This is a genomic window from Corynebacterium falsenii, assembly GCF_020099275.1.
GTDB classification, from domain to species: Bacteria; Actinomycetota; Actinomycetes; order Mycobacteriales; family Mycobacteriaceae; genus Corynebacterium; species Corynebacterium falsenii.
Genome location: NZ_CP083646.1, coordinates 750,780 through 766,760 on the forward strand (window position 1 = coordinate 750,780; position 15,981 = coordinate 766,760).

A 15,981-nucleotide genomic window follows, 5' to 3' on the forward strand; every position below is an offset into this window, starting at 1 on the left:
GGTGCCGCACCTCTAGCCGCTCCCTACGCCGCGAGCCCGTAACGTGCCGCCATCGTGTGCGCGTAGCCCACGATCCATTCGACCATTTCTGGGGTGGGCGCGCCGGTGACCGCGCGGTTGGAGGGGTTGTCTTGGACGCGGCGCACCACGCCTTCCACGATGATGGCGACTTTCCACAGGCCCAGGACGTGCCAGAATCCCAGCGGGCCCAGGGATTCTTCTGAGCGGCCTGTGATGGTGAAGTAGCGTTGCGCCAGTTCGTCCGGGGTGGGGAAGCCGGGTGCCAGGGCGGCCTCGAAGCCGGGGAGTTTCAGCCCATCCGGGGTGGGCCAGTAGGCCAGCAGTGAGCCGATGTCGGCCAGCGGGTCGCCGAGGGTGGTGAGTTCCCAATCGACCACGGCATTGATCGCGCCGGTCTGCGGGTCTGCGATGACGTTGCCGAGGTGCAGGTCGCCGTGGACGAGCACGGTGGTCTGTTGGTCGGGTTGGCAGCGCGTGAGCAGGGCCGTGAGTTCGTCGAGTGCGGGCAGGTCGCGTGTTTTTGTTTTCTCCCACTGCCCGGCCCACCGGCGGAGCTGCCGCGGTGCGTAGGGCTTGTGGGAGGCGAGGTCGGCGAGTCCCACCCGGTCGAGGTCCACGGCGTGGATGGCGGCCATGGCGCTGATGAGCCCGTCGGCGATGGTCCTGCGCACGTGCGGGCTGAGTGTTTCTGATGTTGTTGTCGACGCCACCGTGATGCCCTCCACCGCGGACATTGCGACGACTGGCACGTCGGCGACGTCGTGCGTGGTGCCGTAGATGCGCGGCACGGGAACATCGGTATCAGCTAGGGCGGCCATGATGCGCCCTTCGCGGGCGACGTCATGGGCGCTGGCGGCAAGCGTTCCCAGCGGTGGGCGGCGCACCACCACGGCCCGCCCAGCGGTGTCCGTGGCGGTGTAGGTCAAGTTGGATTGGCCGGACCCGATGCGTTCGAGGTCGACGGGTCCGTGGGTGCCGGCCACGTGCTCGAGCCAGGTGGCTAACGTGGCGGCGTCGAACGGAGAAGATTTAGCGGTCACGGTATTTCCTCAATTCGGCGCGGGCGATGGTCATGCGGTGTACTTCGTCGGGGCCGTCGGCCAGGCGGAGGGTGCGCAGGCCCGCGTACATGGCGGCGAGGGGGGTGTCGTCGGTGACACCTTCGCCACCGAAGACCTGAATGGCTTGGTCCACCACGCGCAGCGCCACGGCGGGGGCGGCGACCTTGATCGCGGCGATTTCCTGCCGGGCTTCCTTGTTGCTTGCGGTGTCCATCATCCATGCGGCCTTGAGGGTCAGCAGCCGGGCTTGTTCGATGTCGATGCGGGCTTGGGCGATCTGATCGCGGATATTGTCGCGGTCCGCTAGCCGCGTGCCGAAGGTGGATCGCGAGAGCGCGCGGGTGCATAGGAGCTCCAGCGCGCGTTCGGCCATGCCCAGCGAGCGCATGCAGTGGTGGATGCGCCCGGGACCCAGGCGGTCTTGGGCGATGCGGAAGCCTGCGCCCTCGCCGCCGAGGATGTCCTTGTCCGGCACGAACACGTCCGCGAATTCCACTTCGGCGTGCCCTTCGCGGTCGTGGTAGCCGAAGACGGGGAGGTTTCTGAGGATTGTGACGCCATCAGCGTGCGCGGGCACCACGAGCATTGATTGCTGGCGATGCACCTCTGCCTCGGGGTTGGTTTTGCCCATGACGATCATGACCTCGAGGTGCGGGTGCATACCGTTGGAGGTGAACCACTTCCGGCCGTTGAGGATGAAACCACCCGTGGTGCGCTTCATGGACATGGCGACGTTGGTGGCGTCGGAGGAGGAGATGCCGGGTTCGGTCATGGCGAACGCGGAGCGGATCGTGCCGTCGAGGAGGGGGCGGAGATATTTTTCCTTGTGCTCGTCTGTGCCGTAGAGCTCGAAGATTTCCATGTTGCCGGTGTCCGGGGCGCTGCAGTTGCAGGCTTCGGGGGCGAGGTGGATGGACCGGCCCATGATTTCGGCGAGTGGGGCGTAGTCGGTGTTGCTGAGGCCCGGGTCGCGGTGGGGGTGGAACAGGTTCCACAGGCCGCGGGATCGGGCCTCGGCTTTGAGGTCATCGAGCACGGCGGGGTAGTGGTGGGGGTCGCCGGAGTCGGCCATTTGGCGGGCGGCGATGGGTTCGGCGAGGTAGACGCATTCGTCCATGAAGGCGGTGAGGCGGCGCTGGTAGTCCAGGCTGCGGTCGGAGGGGCGGAAGTCCATGGGTTAACCGCCGATCAGCATTCCGCCATCGACCACGAGGTTTTCACCGGTGATCCACGGCGTGCCTGGGCCGGCGAGGAAGGCGATGGCTTCAGCGATGTCTTCTGGTTCGCCAATGCGGCGCAAGGGGCTGAGCTTGGCTGCAGCGGCTTCGTCGTTTTTCCAGAGGGCTTCGGAGAGTTTGGTGCGCACCACGCCAGGGGAGATCGCGTTGACGCGGATGGCGGGGGCGAGTTCGCGTGCCATTTGTTTGGTGAGGTGGATAAGGGCTGCCTTTGATGCGTTGTACACGCCGATGTGGTCCTCCATGGTGAGCGCGCCGATGGAGGAGACGTTGACGATCGCTGCGCCCTCGCGGTTGCCCAAGCCTGCCTTGATTGCTTCTCCGGCCCAGACGGCCGGGGCGATGGTGTTGATCTGGAACACCTTGGTCATGATTTCTGCCGATTGGGCCACGACTGGGCCGAAGGCGGGGTTGGTGCCTGCGTTGTTGATGAGGATATCGAGGGAGCCGAAGGTGTCGGTGGCGAGGGCACAGGCGGCTGTGGCGGCTTGGGGATCGGCAACGTGCGCGGCGGTGCCGATGACGCGGCCGGCGTGGGGGCTGATGGTGCGGGCTTCGTTGGTGAGCGCGGTGGCGGCGGAGTCGACGGTGTCTTCCTTGCGGCCGGTGATGAGGACGTTGGCGCCGGAGGCTGCGAGCAACCGGGCGGTGGCGTACCCGATGCCGCGTGTGCCGCCGGTGATCAAGGCGATGCGGTCTGTGAAGTCGTATGAGGTCATGCTCCACATTTTAGGGTGAATCTAGATTCAATTGAGCGAGATTTGGGTTTTTGCGCAGAGGAAAATTCATTGCGGAGGTGGGGCAAGTAGCCCTAAGTGGGGGTGTTTCCTAGAGTGAAAATGGGAGAAGTTGTAACGCAAATCTGGGAGTTTTCGACAACTGTTTACCTGCTGATGTGATCGTGCTGAGATCGTAACGTAACACGGCCGAAACATTTCCTGAGAAAATCGTGCAATGTCACTGAGAAGATTCTGTCAATGAGGGTATATCGTCATGAACGGTTAGCGTTCGCTGACGTCTTCGGAGTTTCGGTGGCTCTTCACGTTTCGGAGTGCGTAGTTGACCGCGGGGTGGGGTTCGGGGTGGCACAACATATAGGGGTCCTGGCCGGTACAAGATGAGAGTTACGACGCTTCCATCCAACCGAACCAGGACCCTACTGTGCAGCCTACTACTGGCAACCTCGTCGCCGACACCATCTGCCGCACCGCCGAGATCGGCCTGACGATCACCGGTGCCGCCGACGCCGGAAACATCACCATCATCGACGCCACACCCGTGTCCGCGAGCAACACCTGCCCTGACTGCGCACAATCCGGGAAGCTTCGCGACCACGTCCTTCGCCGTCTCGTCGATCTGCCGGTGGTCGGGTTCCCGACCCGTCTGCACGTCCGCGTGCCCCGCTTCACCTGTACGAATGCCTCCTGTGGCAGGAAGATCTTCCAGGCCACACTGAGCTGCGCCGATGACGGAGCGAAACTCACCCACCGGGTGACCCGCTGGATCCTCCAGCGCCTCGCGGTCGACCGGATGAGCGTGTCTGCCACCGCCAAGGCACTCGGCGTGGGTTGGGAGCTGGTCAATCAGGTCGCCCTCGAGGCCTGCCGCAAGCTTGTCTACGACGACTCTCCGCATCTGGACGGGGTGCGCATCCTCGGGGTGGATGAGCACGTATGGAAACACACCCGAAAGTCAGGTCAGCCATCCAGTCTGGTGACCATCCTCGTCGACCTCACGCCCCTGGTCGACGGCCGTGGCCCTGCCCGACTGCTGGACATGCGCCCCGGCCGCAGTGCACAGGTGCTGCGCACCTGGCTGCAGGAACGCGATCCTGCTTTCCGGGAAAATGTGCAGGTGGTGACCATGGACGGCTTCACCGGTTACGCCTCAGCCGTCGATCAGATGCTCCCGGATGCCACCAAGGTCATGGACCCCTTCCACGTGGTGCATCTGGCAGCCGACAAACTCACCGGATGCCGGCAACGGCTCCAACGAGAGACCACCGGACACCGGGGCCGCAAGGACGATCCGCTGTACAAGCACCGTCGCACGCTACTGACCAGGACGGACTACCTCACCGAGCGGCAGAAGCAGCGCCTGGACATGCTGTGGGCCACCGATGACGAATACGTGGCCCTGGAGGTGACCTGGATGTTCTATCAGGACATGATTGCGGCTTACGGGCATCCGCAGAAGTCGGAGGGCAAGAAGCTCATGAGCAGGGTGATCAACAGCATTCGTAAGGGCCTACCGAAGGGGCTGGAAGAGCTCGCGCAACTGGGTCGGACATTGTGGCGTCGGCGTGAGGATGTCCTGGCGTACTTCGATATCGGGGCGTCCAACGGTCCGGTCGAGGCGATCAACGGACGGCTCGAGCATCTACGCGGGATTGCTCTGGGGTTCAGGAATCTCAACCACTACATCTTGCGGTCACTGATCCACTCCGGCCAGATACACAACCGGATCAACGCACTCTAAATCGTGAAGAGCCGGCAAACGGCATGGTGAGTGGAAAATGCCTTTCAGTAATGCAATTCAGGAAGAAATCATCTCTTTCTATAGCTGAGAAGGTTTGTCGCCGAGGTTTTTGACCGATGGCCTGTAACGTTACTAATGATCGGCTGATGGGTGTGGATATTGGAGTCTGTTTTGCCGTTGCAAGGTGGTATCCGGTCGGGTTCGTTGGTGTGGCTGCGGTCAACGGTTCAGGGGATGGACATGGTGTTCGCGGTGGGAGCAGCATTCGAAACCCCCCAAGATGCACACCGTGTAAGGGCATGTGTGCGAAGGATCCTAGCCGAGATTTCTCAATTATGTAAGGAGTCGATGTGATGACGTTGAATAGGCCGGTGCCGGTGGTCTTGGGGCTGAGCGCGTTGTATGGGGCGACGTATGCTGTGATCCGTTGGTTGTGTGAGGGCACACCGTTTAGGTTTTGGGGCTGGTGGGCGTTCTTTACTGGCTTGGCCCTATTTTTCCCTTTTTTTTCGGCCCTCCCTAGGTTGCATCCGCGGTGGTTGCAGAGTCTTGAGATTGATGGAGAGGATCGCTTTGAAACGAGATCGTGGATGGCGACACTTGTTGCCATATTCGCTATCGGTGGTGTTGTGTTGCGCGCGGCTTTGGGGTCGAATTTGACTCCGGAGATGTTCGATGGTCATCAGCGGCATAGTTCGGTGTACATGCTCGTGATGGTTGGTATCTTTCCTCTGACGATACTTACTTATTATTTCGTTCAGGTGTTTGGGGATGGGGCGTCGGGTGTTCGGATTTATCCGGATCGTGTGGAGGTTCGGAAAATCGGACATAAGGGGTGGCGGTTTGAGCGGGAAGATATTGAGTCCATGGAGGTGTTAGGCGAGCGGTGTCCGAGTATTTATATTTGGGGCAAAGGTGAGGTGACGGATCGGTTGGGTTGGTTAAACCCCGATGTAAAGAGTAAGAGGTCGGATGATTGGTTGTGTAGCGGCACCTCTGGGCAGCGGTTGTATGACAAGTTGTGCGAGTTTGGGTATGGCGATCTGACCACATACAGCCCTAGTGGTGTGGTGAGGGAAAGATGATCCTTAAGCTCGAGGGCGCCATCGTGTAGCTAGCGGAGTTAGGCCAATCACTCAGGCTTGTTCCAACCCCAGCGTCCGGAACCACACCTCATCGACCGTTTCCGCCAACTGTTCCACCGTGTACTCGGAGAGGAAGTTGCCCTCCACGAACGCGTTATACGCCAAACGGCTCACCATGACTGACAGGGCTGCACTGAGCATCTCCGGATCCTCGCCCGCGCGCACAATTCCCTTGTCCTGCAGTGTGCGAATCATCCCCGCATTGCGTTTCACGAACCGCGTCGCCCGCTCCTGGCGCTGACGGTGAAACGCCGGGTCAGATAGCGCTACCTGCTCCATGAGCGCCATCTCCTTCGCATTCTTCCGGAAAGACTCCAAGTAGAAGCGATTGGCATGGCTGATCGAGCCCTTGACCTCCTCAACCGTGTCGCCGTCCGTGCGCAGCGTGCGGTTGCGGCCCCGCATCTCCTGCTCCACCTGCTCTAACACTGCCGCCAGCAGCTCGGAGCGGTCCTCGAAATAGGTGTAGACCGTCCCCACCGAGCAACCCGCCTGAGCCGCGATGTCCGTCAGCCGCGCGCTGTGGTAGCCGTCTTGGACGAATACTCGCCGCGCCGCAGCCAGGATCGCCTGCCGCCGCGCCGCCGCGCGCGGCGATTCCTGGGCGCCGCCTTGTGTCCTGTCCTGTGCCATGCCCCCATGCTATAAGGCCACGCCCGCACGTATCGTGGACATCATGAAAATCGCCGCAGACGTAGACACCGGCATCGACGACGCTCTCGCGCTGATCTACCTCAGCCACTGGGCACGCACCACGGGCGCGGACCTGGTGGTCACCACCAGCGCCGGCAATTGCACAGCACCCCAGGCAGCGGCCAACTCCATGGACGTCCTGAACGCCAGCGGAAGCGCCGGCACCCCGGTGACGGTGGGGGCGTTGGCGCCTGGTGGCGTCGAACTAACAACAACACCCGAAACCCACGGACCCGACGGGTTGGGCTACCACCACACCCACGCCACCCCGCCCGATACCGGCAGCGCAGCGGCCGCGATCCAGGCGTGGCGCGGCGCCGACAAGCTGCTCGTCGCCGGGCCCGCCACGAACCTCGCCCACGGACACGCCCCCGACGTAACCCTCATGTGTGGCGCCTTCGACTACCCCGGTAACACGACGACCACAGCCGAGTGGAACGCCTGGGTCGATCCCCAGGGCCTGGAGCAGGCGCTGCGCACACTAGACACAGCCGGCGTGCCACACCGCATCTGCCCACTGAACGTCACCGAACAGGTGGTACTCCACCCGGACCGGCTGCACTCCTGGTGCGACACACTGCGCAAGCAAGGCCGAGAGGAACTGGCATCGCTGCTGGAAAACGCGCTGCGGTTCTACTTCGAGTTCCACGAATCAGTGGGCGTGGGGTACTGCGCGCAGATCCATGACCTCGCAGCAGCGATGGTGATGCTGGGGACCGTGAACTACCGCACGCGGGCAGGGCGCGTGAGCGTGGCCGTCGACGGCGAGCTGCGCGGCACGACTACCGTGGAATGGTCCGACACGGCGAACGCCCAGGTCGTGGTGGACCTGGACGCGGAGGGGGTGTTCGCGGAGTTCGAACGCGTGGTGTTGGGGGAGGGGCGCTAGTAGCCGATCGGGGCATCGCCGCCGCGGCGCCGGATGCGATCCACCCACTCGCGAACCGACGGGGCAGACAAGGCGAGGACCAGCGCCAAGGCCGTGCCTGCGTCCGCGAAGTGGAGCAGGGTCGGGGTCTCGTCCACCGTGACCATGTAGTTGTGCACCACCGCCGAGAACGTAGCCAAGATCAGCAGGATGAGGCGGGCCCAGCGGCGGCGCTTCAGCGTGTAAATGTAGAGCCCCACCTGCAGGGCCAGCACGATGGCGAAACCGATGAGCTCCCCCGCCGATGTCGGCACCATTTCCACCGTTGGTGCTAACGGTGACGCCCGTAGCCACAGCGACGATGAGCAGGAGAATCGCGAGAAAGATGCCCGCCATCGTCAGGGATGTGGGCGGGACTTCCTTGTCGAGGGCACTATCGACGGATGTATTAGACACCGAAATGTCCATGGACTCGTCCTGGTGCAGATCGATGCCTTGCGCGCGGGCACGCTCCGCGGCCCCGGTGACTTCAAGGACGGGCATGTGGCCGTCCGTGCGCAAGGCATTTCCGCCACCGTTGCGATCGTGGAAGGCAGTGGAGAACTGTTCGATGACATCAACATCGCAATCGTGATCCTGATAGCGCACGGTGTCGATGATGTAATCCCGTTCGGCGTCGATGTTCTCATCGATCTTGTGAGTGATCTGCAGCGTCAGCGAGGATAGGCCGACGGACTTGTCGTAGGTGCCCGCCGCGAGCCATTCCACCTGCTCACCACCGGGCAGGGTCCAGCCCTCGGGGACACGCCAGAAGCGAACGTGGTGGCGCTGGGACGCGTTGCCATCGACCTCCTGCTGATACGCGAAATCGTGCTTGCGGCCGAAGAGATAGAGATCCGACACCGGGGCGGCGGGGTAGGACTTCCGCGTGACGGAGGACTTGATGATGCCCAAGCTCGAGCGCAGGGTGATCGGATCAGCCAGGATCCAGTTGGCCCGGCGCATCGCGGCGTGAATATCGGCTTCCGACCCCATGAGAGCCAAGTTCACCGGGTCACCCAGGAGGCCGTCGGCGGTCTTCGTGCGTGCCATGAAGTAATCCGGCACGTACAACGTGGTGAACAGCTGGTGAAGCCTGGGGAGCGCCAGATAGGTGAGCACGAACCAGAAGGCCAGCAGCAACACAATGCTCTGCCAAGAAAACGTGAGGCTCGAGAGGAACAAGGTGATGACGAACCAGAACGTCAGCAGCAGGCCGAGTCCGGCGAACACGCTATCCAGCACCGTGTAGAAGCGGCCGCGGGAGACTCTGCGAGCACTCGGCTCGAGATGGTAGACCGGCGCGTGAGCCGGGATAGGGTAGCGGTCATTGGGGGCGTCCATGGGGAGTGTGGATCACTCTCTGCTCGGGGTTGGCTGAGCCCCTTTACCGTAGTCGCCGCGATGGCTGTGGTCAGTGGGACAGCGAGAACAAGAGCGATGGCGCCGGTGACTGACCGCAGAATCTCCGTCGCCATGACATCGGAGGTGAGCGTTTGAGCCAAGGGCCGGCCGGATACGCTCAGCAACATGAGGGTAGGTAGTGCCACACCCGTGTAGCTCAGCACCAGCGTGTACACCATTGAGGCAATATGATCGCGCCCGACCCGCATTGCAGAGCTGAACAAATGCCACGCGCTAGCGTGCTGGTTAAGCTCATGGAGCTCGTTCACGGTAGACGCTTGGGCTATTGTCACGTCATTGAGAACACCGAGCGCACCCACAATCATTCCGGCAAGCATGAGCCCGCTAATGCTCACTCCGGGCAGGTACAGCAAGATCTGGAGATTGTTTTCATCCCCCAATCCCCTGATTCCAGCAGAACGCACAGCCAAAGCGGATAGCAGAACGGAGGACCCCAAGGCTAGGAGCGTTCCTCCCATTGCACTGGCCGTCTTCCAGCTGAAACCGTGGACTAGGAATACTACGAAAAAGAGAACCGCCGAGCCGCACGTCAACGCGAACAAAACGGGCGACCCCCCATGAGTGAGTCCGGTAATGAGGAATAGAGCGACGATTCCAAGCGTGATGGCCAGCCCAACGATGGAGCGCACTCCGCGCCACGCGCCCACTGCTGTGATGAGAATCAGTGCTGCGCCGAGCCACAGCCACATGGTGGTGGACCGTTGAAAGTCTTGGAAACCATAGCCACCACCGGCCACGTGGGTGGTGAGTAGGATGTCATCGCCCACCTGGAGGTTTGGGCTCCCCGGCACAGAGGGACGAATCTCTAACAGTGTCCGTTTACCTGCATCAGGTCCATCGGTGATGTCCACGATCGCGTGCGTGCAATCCTGGGGTGCGTAGGAGTGGTTGACGGGGGAGCCATCGAAAACTTTGCCTAGGGAAGGAGAATTACACATCCCTGGCTGCACAAACGCCACTGTTCCCTCGACCAAGGAGCCGGTTAGCCCGGAGTTTTGCGTGAACTCGGTGCTGACCGGCGGGGGTTCATGGGAAGGCCATTGAACAAGGAGCCCCGCCACGGTGGCGAGAGCTGCAATGAGCAATCCCGCAGCCAATACCAAGCGTGGCAGGCTGCGGGCGGTACGGGTACTAGAGCGAGAATCGGTGGCGTGATGGCGTCCCATGTCACGGAATTATAACGGGAACAGTAACGCCAACGATTATCGTTACCCCTTCATGGTTCCTACAGGTTCTCGCGCGCGGTGTGCGCCGCGGAGACCAGAACCTCCAGCGAAGCCGTGGTCTCTTCCCAACCGCGGGTCTTCAGGCCGCAGTCCGGGTTGACCCACAGCAGCGACGGATCAACCGACTCCAGCGCTGCGGACAGCAGCTCGTCGACTTCCTGCTGCTTCGGCACGCGCGGGGAGTGGATGTCCCACACACCCGGGCCCACGCCCAGCTCGTAGCCCTCGTCCTTGAGAGCCGCGAGCACCTGCATGCCGTTGCGGGCAGCTTCGATGCTGGTGACGTCGGCGTTCAAATTGGACACCGTGTCGATCAGCTCGTTGAACTCGGAGTAGCACATGTGGGTGTGGATCTGAACCTTCTTCTCCGCACCGGAGGTGGCCAGGCGGAACGATCCCACGGCCCACTCCAGGTACGCGGGCTGATCCTCCTTGCGCAGCGGCAGGAGCTCGCGGATAGCCGGCTCGTCCACCTGAATGACGCGAGCGCCGGCGGCGATGAGGTCATCGATCTCGTCGCGCAGGGCCAGCGCCACCTGATCCGCGGTGACGCCCAACGGCTGATCGTCGCGAACGAACGACCAGGCCAACATGGTGACCGGCCCGGTGAGCATGCCCTTGACCGGCTTGTCGGTCAGATCGGCAGCGACCTTGTACCACTCCACGGTCATGGGCTTCGGGCGGGACACATCGCCGAAGATGATCGGCGGACGCACGCAGCGGGAGCCGTAGGACTGCACCCAGGCGTGCTCGGTGGACAGGTAGCCATCGAGCTGCTCAGAGAAGTACTGCACCATGTCGTTGCGCTCCGGCTCGCCGTGCACCAGCACGTCGAGACCGAGCTCCTCCTGGCGACGGATCACGTCAGCGACCTCGTCGCGCATGGCCTGCTCGTAGGCGGCAGCATCGATCTCGCCCTTGCGGAACTTCGCGCGGGCCTGGCGGATCTCCGTGGTCTGCGGGAAGGAACCGATGGTGGTGGTCGGCAGCGGCGGCAGGTTCAGCTCGGCGGTCTGAGCCTCGCGGCGCTCGGCGATCGGGTCGCGCTCGCGGTCGGAGGGCTGCACGGCATCCTGGCGCTTGCGCACCTCAGCGTTGTGCGTGAGATCGGAGTTCTTGCGGGACTCGATGGCCTGGCGGGTATCCTCCAGCAGCTTCTCGTCCGCATCGGTGGTCTCGCCGCGCAGGGCGCGGGACAGGGCGGCGACTTCCTGGATCTTCTCGGCACCGAAGGCCAGCCAGGTCTTCACCTCTTCGTTGAGGTGGGTTTCCGGCTCCAGGGAGTAAGGAACGTGCAGCAGGGAGCAGCTGGTGGACACGCCCACTGGGCCGCGCTCGGCCAGGGTCTGCAGGGTCTTGAGAGCGGCATCGAGGTCGGTGCGCCACACGTTGCGGCCATCGACAACGCCGGCCAGCAACAGCTCCGCGCCGGTCCAGCTCGGCAGCTCCGCGCCGCCGTAAACGAGGTCCACGCCGAAGGCAGCCACGCCGGAGCCGCTGAGCAGCTTGATGGCCTGATCGCCATCGCCGAAGTAAGTCTGCACGAGGATCTTCAGGTCAGATGCCTGAGCCAGCTTCTTGTAGCCAGCGCGGGTGCGGTCCAGGGCGTCCTGGGCGACCTCGGTGACCAGCACGGGCTCGTCAATCTGCACCCACTCCACGCCGCGGTCGGCGATGCGGGCCAGCAGGCGGGTGTAGGCCTCGAACACGTCCTCGAGGTGGTCGAGGGCATCGGAGCCGTCGGTGGTGCGGGACAGGGACAGGAAGGTCAGCGGGCCCACCAGCACGGGGCGCACGGCCTTGCCCGCGCGGGTGACCTGGTCGCGGATGTCCTCGAGGAATGCGGAATCATCCAGCTCCACGCGGGAGTCCTTGGACAGCTCCGGCACGATGTAGTGGTAGTTCGTGTCGAACCACTTGGTCATGGCGCTGGCCGGCAGGTCCTTCGTGCCGCGGGCGGCAGCGAAGTAGCGGTCGATGTAGCGGGGCAGGCCATCGTTCTCATGATCGTCGATGTCAGCGACTCGCTCTGGCAACAGGCCGAGCAGTGCGGTCGTATCCAGTGTGGCGTCGTAAAAAGAACGACCAGAAAAGGCGACCGAGTCCAGGCCAGCGGCCAAGACCCCATCGGTGTAGTCGTTGACCAGGCGGGTGGCGGTGGAGGCCAGCGCACGGCCGGTGGAAGAATCCTTCCAGTAGGTTTCCAGAGCCTTCTTCAGCTCGCGGTCCGGGCCAATGCGAGGCACCCCGGCGATAGTTGCGTTGATAGACATGCTGATCCTTACGTGTACTGTTAGGGAACTTGCGTGTAGGGAACTTGCGTGCACCTTGTCCGGGGCTCCAGGAGGCGCGTGGTCTATTCAAGAGTAGACAGCTTGGTCTGTCAAGTGTCGTGGGGGTAACTTGACCAATTCCCGCTGTTCGGCCACTATAAAAGCGCACTACGAGCGCCGAGGTGACATAGGCGCCCACATCAACCTGCCCTGACGCACCTGCCCCTTACGCACCTGCCCTGACGAAGGACACCCCCATGCGCCCACTGTCACCCAAAGTCACCTACACGCTGCTCGGCCTCGCCGTGGCGATCATCGTCGCCACCTGGCTCACCCTCGTGATCTGGCAGCCCACCGACTCCAACTGGGAATCCCTGGCCGACTCCCGCAGCTCCACTATCGCCCTGATCGGGTTCACCGTGCCCGCGATCCTCGCGCTCATCGCCGTGGTGCCGCGCCTGCCCGTCCGCACGCTCACGCTTATGCCCGTGGCCCTGGCGCTCAACGTCATCCTCGGCCAGGTCGTAGGCACCATGGCGCTGCCCCTGCCGCTGTACCTGGACTCGCTCGGCACCGTGCTCGTCGGCGCTCTGGCCGGTCCGTGGGCGGGGTTGGTCACCGGCGTGCTCTCCGCGTTGGTGTGGTCCACGTTCAACCCCACGATCATCCCCTTCGCCGCCGCCTACGCCTTCGTGGGCGTGTGCGCCGGTCTGCTGGGTAAGTGGTGGGCCGGCCCATGGTGGCGCATTGCACTGTCTGCGCTGGTCATTGGCTTCTTTACCGCGCTGATCTCCGCCCCCGTGGCGAGCTTCATCTTCGGCGGCACGGCCGGCACCGGCACGGGCCTGCTGGTGAGCTTCTATCGCTCCCTCGGCTTCGATCCGATGACCGCCGTGTTCCTCCAATCCTGGACGTCCGACCCCATCGATAAACTCATCGTCTTCTCCGTGATCTACCTGGTTATCCGAGCGATGCCACAACGCACCCTGCGCACCTTCCGATGATCCAACCGCCCCGGCTTAACCCACTCACCCCGCTCACCCTTGCTGTGTGCGGGATGGTTGTCGTGCTCGTCGCGAATTCGTGGGTGGTGTCGGCGGTCATGTGGGGGTTGTGCGCCCTGGTGTGCATCGTTGTGCGCACGCCACGGCGGTCGCTGGTCACGGCCGCGGTGATCTCCCTCCCGGCGTTCATCGGCTTCGGGCTGATGTACGCGCCATTTAACGGCCTGGACGTGGCCCTGGCGCTCGGACTGCGCTTCCTCGCCGCCACGACCGTGGCGCTGGTATGCGGCAGCTTCGTGGACCTCGACGAGCTCATGCGCACCCTGCAGACGCGCCTGCCCGCCAAGCTCGTCTACATCATCGGCTCCACCGCCAGGCTGTACCCCATGGCGCGCCAGCGCCTGCGCACCATCCGCGAAGTGCGCATCAGCCGCGGCGTTCCGGTGCGTGGCTTCCGCGCCAACTGCTCGCTGGTGCTGCCCCTCGTTGTTGGTCTCGTCGACGACGCCGCCCAGCGCGCCCGCCCCCTACAACGCACGGGTATCGGAGAGCCCGGCCCGCGGACAGTGCTGCGCCCGGTGGGGGAGACTCGGCTCGATTGGGTCATCCGTATCAGCGCCGTGGTGTTCACGGCCGTGGTCGTGGCGTTGGTGGTGGCCTGATGCCCGTCGAGACGTTCATCTGGGCCCCCAGCGGCAAGGGCCTGTCCGAGCACGCCTGGGCCACGGCCGAGGCCACCGGCGCGGCGTGGGTGGGAAACAACGCGCAGTCCCACATCTCCCTGCTGCGCTCCACCGTGGCCGAGGAACTCGCCGTGCCCATGGAGCAGGCCGGCGTGCCCCGCGCCGAGATGCAGGCGGCCGTGGAGGCGGCCCTGCGCCAGTGGAACCTGCCCGCCGACCAGGATCCCTCGTCACTGTCCACCGGGCAGACCCGCCGCGTGGCCATCGCCGCCGCGCTGCTCACCCGCCCGGACGCCCTGGTTCTCGACTGCCCCCTGGACGGCTTCGACGCCGCCGCCATCACCACCCTGCGGGAAACCCTGCGGACATTTCCCGGCCCCGTGACCGTGTACGATCGCCTGCGCTCGTGTCTTGCCGACGACGCCACCACCGAGCTTCGCCTCCACGACGGTGCGGGTGATGCCACCTTAGAGCCGGTCGAAGCGCCCTCCGCGCACGTGCCGGACCTTCCCCGCCACCGCCCAGGGCCGGTGATCCTGCGGGCCCAGAACATGCGTGTTGCTGATCGGGGTGAGGGTGGCGTCGGGCCAGTAAATCTGCAGGTCAACGGCGGTCAAGTGACGCACCTCGCTGGTCCCAACGGGTGTGGAAAGACCACCCTGTTTCAGGCGGCGTTGGGGCTGGTGCGGCACGAGGGGCGCCTCGATGCGCCGCGGACGCTCGGGTGGGCGCCGACAGCGATGGACGCCGCAATCAGCAAGAAAACTGCGCGCGAGGAGGTCGCGCTCGGGGCGGACGAGGAACGCGCCGCGGCGGCGCTGGAATTCGCCGGGGTTGCGGAGTGGGCCGACACGCACCCGTTGGACGTGCCGGCCTCGCCGCGACGGTTGGTGATGGTGGCGGCGGCGCTGGTGCGCGCGCCGGAACTGCTCATGCTCGACGAGCCCACCGTGGGGCTTGATGCCGTGGGGTACGGGCAGCTCGCGGACCTTATGCACCGCTACGTGGACGGCGAGTATCACCGGATGATTGGTGCTGGCGGGGCTGGCGGGGCTGGCGCGGCAGTACTGTGGACATGCCACGACGCCGACTTCGCCCACGCCGTGAGCGATGCCGGGATCGAGTGGGGGAGCTAGCTCGGAGGGGGCTAGTTGGAGATTTCCACTTCGCCGTTGTTGACGGAGACCTTCTTCGCGGGGGTCATGGGGTCGCGAGAGGGGCCCTGGACCACGTCGCCGTTATCGACGTTGAACATGGAACCGTGCTTGGGGCAGACGGCGACGGTGGTGCCGTTGACGTCCTCGATGGAGTTGATCGTGCCGCCAGCGTGGGGGCAGGCGGTGGAGAAGGCCTTGAACTCGTCCTTGGCGGGGTGGGAGACGACCCAGCCGTCGATGATCTTGGCGCCGCCCACGGGGATGTCTGCTGCGGCAGCCTTGGCGACGGTTTCCTCGCTGGCACAGGCGGCAAGGAGCGCGCCCGATGCGGTAGCGGCGGTGGCGATGCCAATGCCCTTGAGGAACGAGCGGCGGGAACAGGGGGTGAACTGCGGATTCATGGGGAAAATTGTCGCACTTTTCGGCGGTGGATGCAGCCAAGGTTGGGCTAACGTGGGCGCGGTGAGATGGGGATGGAGGGGGATTGGAGGGGGATTGGAGGGGGATTGGAGGGGGATTGAATCGAAAAAAGATACGAAAACGCTTGACTGGCCGTCGCGGCACCGAGTAGAGTAGGAAACGAACAAAGACTTGGTGGGGGTGTTCCGCGCCAGGGGGTCGCGCGAGTGTTATTAAGACGCAGACTTAGCTCGCGAAACCAGCCACTATT

General features: G+C 63.9%; 14 protein-coding genes and 1 pseudogene. 6 read left to right on the plus strand and 9 right to left on the minus strand.

Annotated features, from left to right (window positions below; genetic code table 11):
* Positions 1–23 precede the first annotated feature (23 nt).
* From LA343_RS03350 to LA343_RS03360, 3 genes are read right to left on the minus strand one after another with little or no spacing between them, the layout of a single operon-like run.
* Positions 24–1,061, minus strand: a complete 1,038-nt coding sequence (locus LA343_RS03350) for a phosphotransferase family protein (protein WP_025401950.1) — start codon at positions 1,059–1,061, stop codon at positions 24–26.
* Complete coding sequence (locus LA343_RS03355) at positions 1,051–2,256, minus strand: acyl-CoA dehydrogenase family protein (RefSeq protein WP_025401951.1); 1,206 nt, start codon at positions 2,254–2,256, stop codon at positions 1,051–1,053. The genes LA343_RS03350 and LA343_RS03355 overlap by 11 nt, the downstream gene beginning before the upstream one ends.
* Positions 2,257–2,259: 3 nt before the next feature.
* Complete coding sequence (locus LA343_RS03360) at positions 2,260–3,039, minus strand: SDR family oxidoreductase (protein WP_025401952.1); 780 nt, start codon at positions 3,037–3,039, stop codon at positions 2,260–2,262.
* 442 nt (positions 3,040–3,481) lie between these two features.
* Here LA343_RS03360 and LA343_RS03365 point away from each other — a divergent pair, with 442 nt between their 5' ends.
* Complete coding sequence (locus LA343_RS03365; RefSeq protein ID WP_025401756.1) at positions 3,482–4,798, plus strand: ISL3 family transposase; 1,317 nt, start codon at positions 3,482–3,484, stop codon at positions 4,796–4,798.
* 590 nt (positions 4,799–5,388) lie between these two features.
* Complete coding sequence (locus LA343_RS03370; protein ID WP_224209211.1) at positions 5,389–5,883, plus strand: hypothetical protein; 495 nt, start codon at positions 5,389–5,391, stop codon at positions 5,881–5,883.
* A 51-nt stretch (positions 5,884–5,934) separates the two neighbouring features.
* Here LA343_RS03370 and LA343_RS03375 read toward each other — a convergent pair whose 3' ends face one another.
* Entirely contained in the window at positions 5,935–6,576 is a 642-nt protein-coding gene (locus LA343_RS03375) for a TetR/AcrR family transcriptional regulator (RefSeq protein WP_025401954.1), read from the minus strand.
* Positions 6,577–6,619: 43 nt separating this feature from the next.
* Between LA343_RS03375 and LA343_RS03380 the strand changes: the two genes are divergently transcribed.
* Entirely contained in the window at positions 6,620–7,525 is a 906-nt protein-coding gene (locus tag LA343_RS03380) for a nucleoside hydrolase (RefSeq protein ID WP_039911100.1), read from the plus strand.
* Here LA343_RS03380 and LA343_RS03385 read toward each other — a convergent pair.
* The 4 genes and pseudogenes from LA343_RS03385 to metE form a co-directional block, all read right to left on the minus strand.
* A complete protein-coding gene (locus LA343_RS03385) occupies positions 7,522–7,821 on the minus strand; it encodes a hypothetical protein (RefSeq protein ID WP_025401956.1) in 300 nt (99 codons plus the stop codon). The two genes, LA343_RS03380 and LA343_RS03385, sit on opposite strands and share 4 nt — an antisense overlap.
* Before the next feature lie 283 nt (positions 7,822–8,104).
* Positions 8,105–8,596, minus strand: a pseudogene (locus tag LA343_RS03390) (LssY C-terminal domain-containing protein); the annotation flags it as partial.
* 152 nt (positions 8,597–8,748) lie between these two features.
* The gene (locus LA343_RS03395) at positions 8,749–10,134 is read right to left on the minus strand and encodes a YibE/F family protein (protein ID WP_025401958.1); all 1,386 of its coding nucleotides are present in this window, start codon (positions 10,132–10,134) and stop codon (positions 8,749–8,751) included.
* Between the two features lie 59 nt (positions 10,135–10,193).
* The gene (gene metE, locus LA343_RS03400) at positions 10,194–12,467 is read right to left on the minus strand and encodes a 5-methyltetrahydropteroyltriglutamate--homocysteine S-methyltransferase (protein ID WP_025401959.1); all 2,274 of its coding nucleotides are present in this window, start codon (positions 12,465–12,467) and stop codon (positions 10,194–10,196) included.
* A gap of 257 nt (positions 12,468–12,724) precedes the next feature.
* Here metE and LA343_RS03405 point away from each other — a divergent pair, with 257 nt between their 5' ends.
* The 3 genes from LA343_RS03405 to LA343_RS03415 are packed head-to-tail and all read left to right on the plus strand — an operon-like array spanning position 12,725 to position 15,290.
* Positions 12,725–13,471: an ECF transporter S component family protein gene (locus tag LA343_RS03405; protein ID WP_039910847.1), complete on the plus strand. Its 747-nt coding sequence runs from the start codon at positions 12,725–12,727 to the stop codon at positions 13,469–13,471.
* A gap of 53 nt (positions 13,472–13,524) precedes the next feature.
* Entirely contained in the window at positions 13,525–14,133 is a 609-nt protein-coding gene (locus LA343_RS03410) for an energy-coupling factor transporter transmembrane component T family protein (RefSeq protein ID WP_025401961.1), read from the plus strand.
* A complete protein-coding gene (locus tag LA343_RS03415; RefSeq protein ID WP_025401962.1) occupies positions 14,133–15,290 on the plus strand; it encodes an ATP-binding cassette domain-containing protein in 1,158 nt (385 codons plus the stop codon). Before LA343_RS03410 ends, LA343_RS03415 begins: the two co-directional genes overlap by 1 nt.
* Positions 15,291–15,301: 11 nt before the next feature.
* Here the strand turns inward: LA343_RS03415 and LA343_RS03420 are convergent, their stop codons facing one another.
* Positions 15,302–15,712, minus strand: coding sequence for a Rieske (2Fe-2S) protein (locus LA343_RS03420; protein WP_025401963.1), 411 nt, complete (start codon positions 15,710–15,712; stop codon positions 15,302–15,304).
* Between the last annotated feature and the right edge of the window lie 269 nt (positions 15,713–15,981).

Excerpts from the sequence above, each read along its gene's own strand:
- LA343_RS03360 (WP_025401952.1), bottom strand. The coding sequence starts at position 3,039 with ATGACCTCATACGACTTCACAGACCGCATCGCCTTGATCACCGGCGGC.
- LA343_RS03370 (WP_224209211.1), top strand. The coding sequence starts at position 5,389 with ATGGCGACACTTGTTGCCATATTCGCTATCGGTGGTGTTGTGTTGCGC.
- LA343_RS03395 (WP_025401958.1), bottom strand. The coding sequence starts at position 10,134 with ATGGGACGCCATCACGCCACCGATTCTCGCTCTAGTACCCGTACCGCC.
- LA343_RS03420 (WP_025401963.1), bottom strand. The coding sequence starts at position 15,712 with ATGAATCCGCAGTTCACCCCCTGTTCCCGCCGCTCGTTCCTCAAGGGC.
- LA343_RS03405 (WP_039910847.1), top strand. The coding sequence starts at position 12,725 with ATGCGCCCACTGTCACCCAAAGTCACCTACACGCTGCTCGGCCTCGCC.
- metE (WP_025401959.1), bottom strand. The coding sequence starts at position 12,467 with ATGTCTATCAACGCAACTATCGCCGGGGTGCCTCGCATTGGCCCGGAC.
- LA343_RS03410 (WP_025401961.1), top strand. The coding sequence starts at position 13,525 with ATGGTTGTCGTGCTCGTCGCGAATTCGTGGGTGGTGTCGGCGGTCATG.
- LA343_RS03380 (WP_039911100.1), top strand. The coding sequence starts at position 6,620 with ATGAAAATCGCCGCAGACGTAGACACCGGCATCGACGACGCTCTCGCG.
- LA343_RS03375 (WP_025401954.1), bottom strand. The coding sequence starts at position 6,576 with ATGGCACAGGACAGGACACAAGGCGGCGCCCAGGAATCGCCGCGCGCG.
- LA343_RS03385 (WP_025401956.1), bottom strand. The coding sequence starts at position 7,821 with ATGGTGCCGACATCGGCGGGGGAGCTCATCGGTTTCGCCATCGTGCTG.
- LA343_RS03415 (WP_025401962.1), top strand. The coding sequence starts at position 14,133 with ATGCCCGTCGAGACGTTCATCTGGGCCCCCAGCGGCAAGGGCCTGTCC.
- LA343_RS03355 (WP_025401951.1), bottom strand. The coding sequence starts at position 2,256 with ATGGACTTCCGCCCCTCCGACCGCAGCCTGGACTACCAGCGCCGCCTC.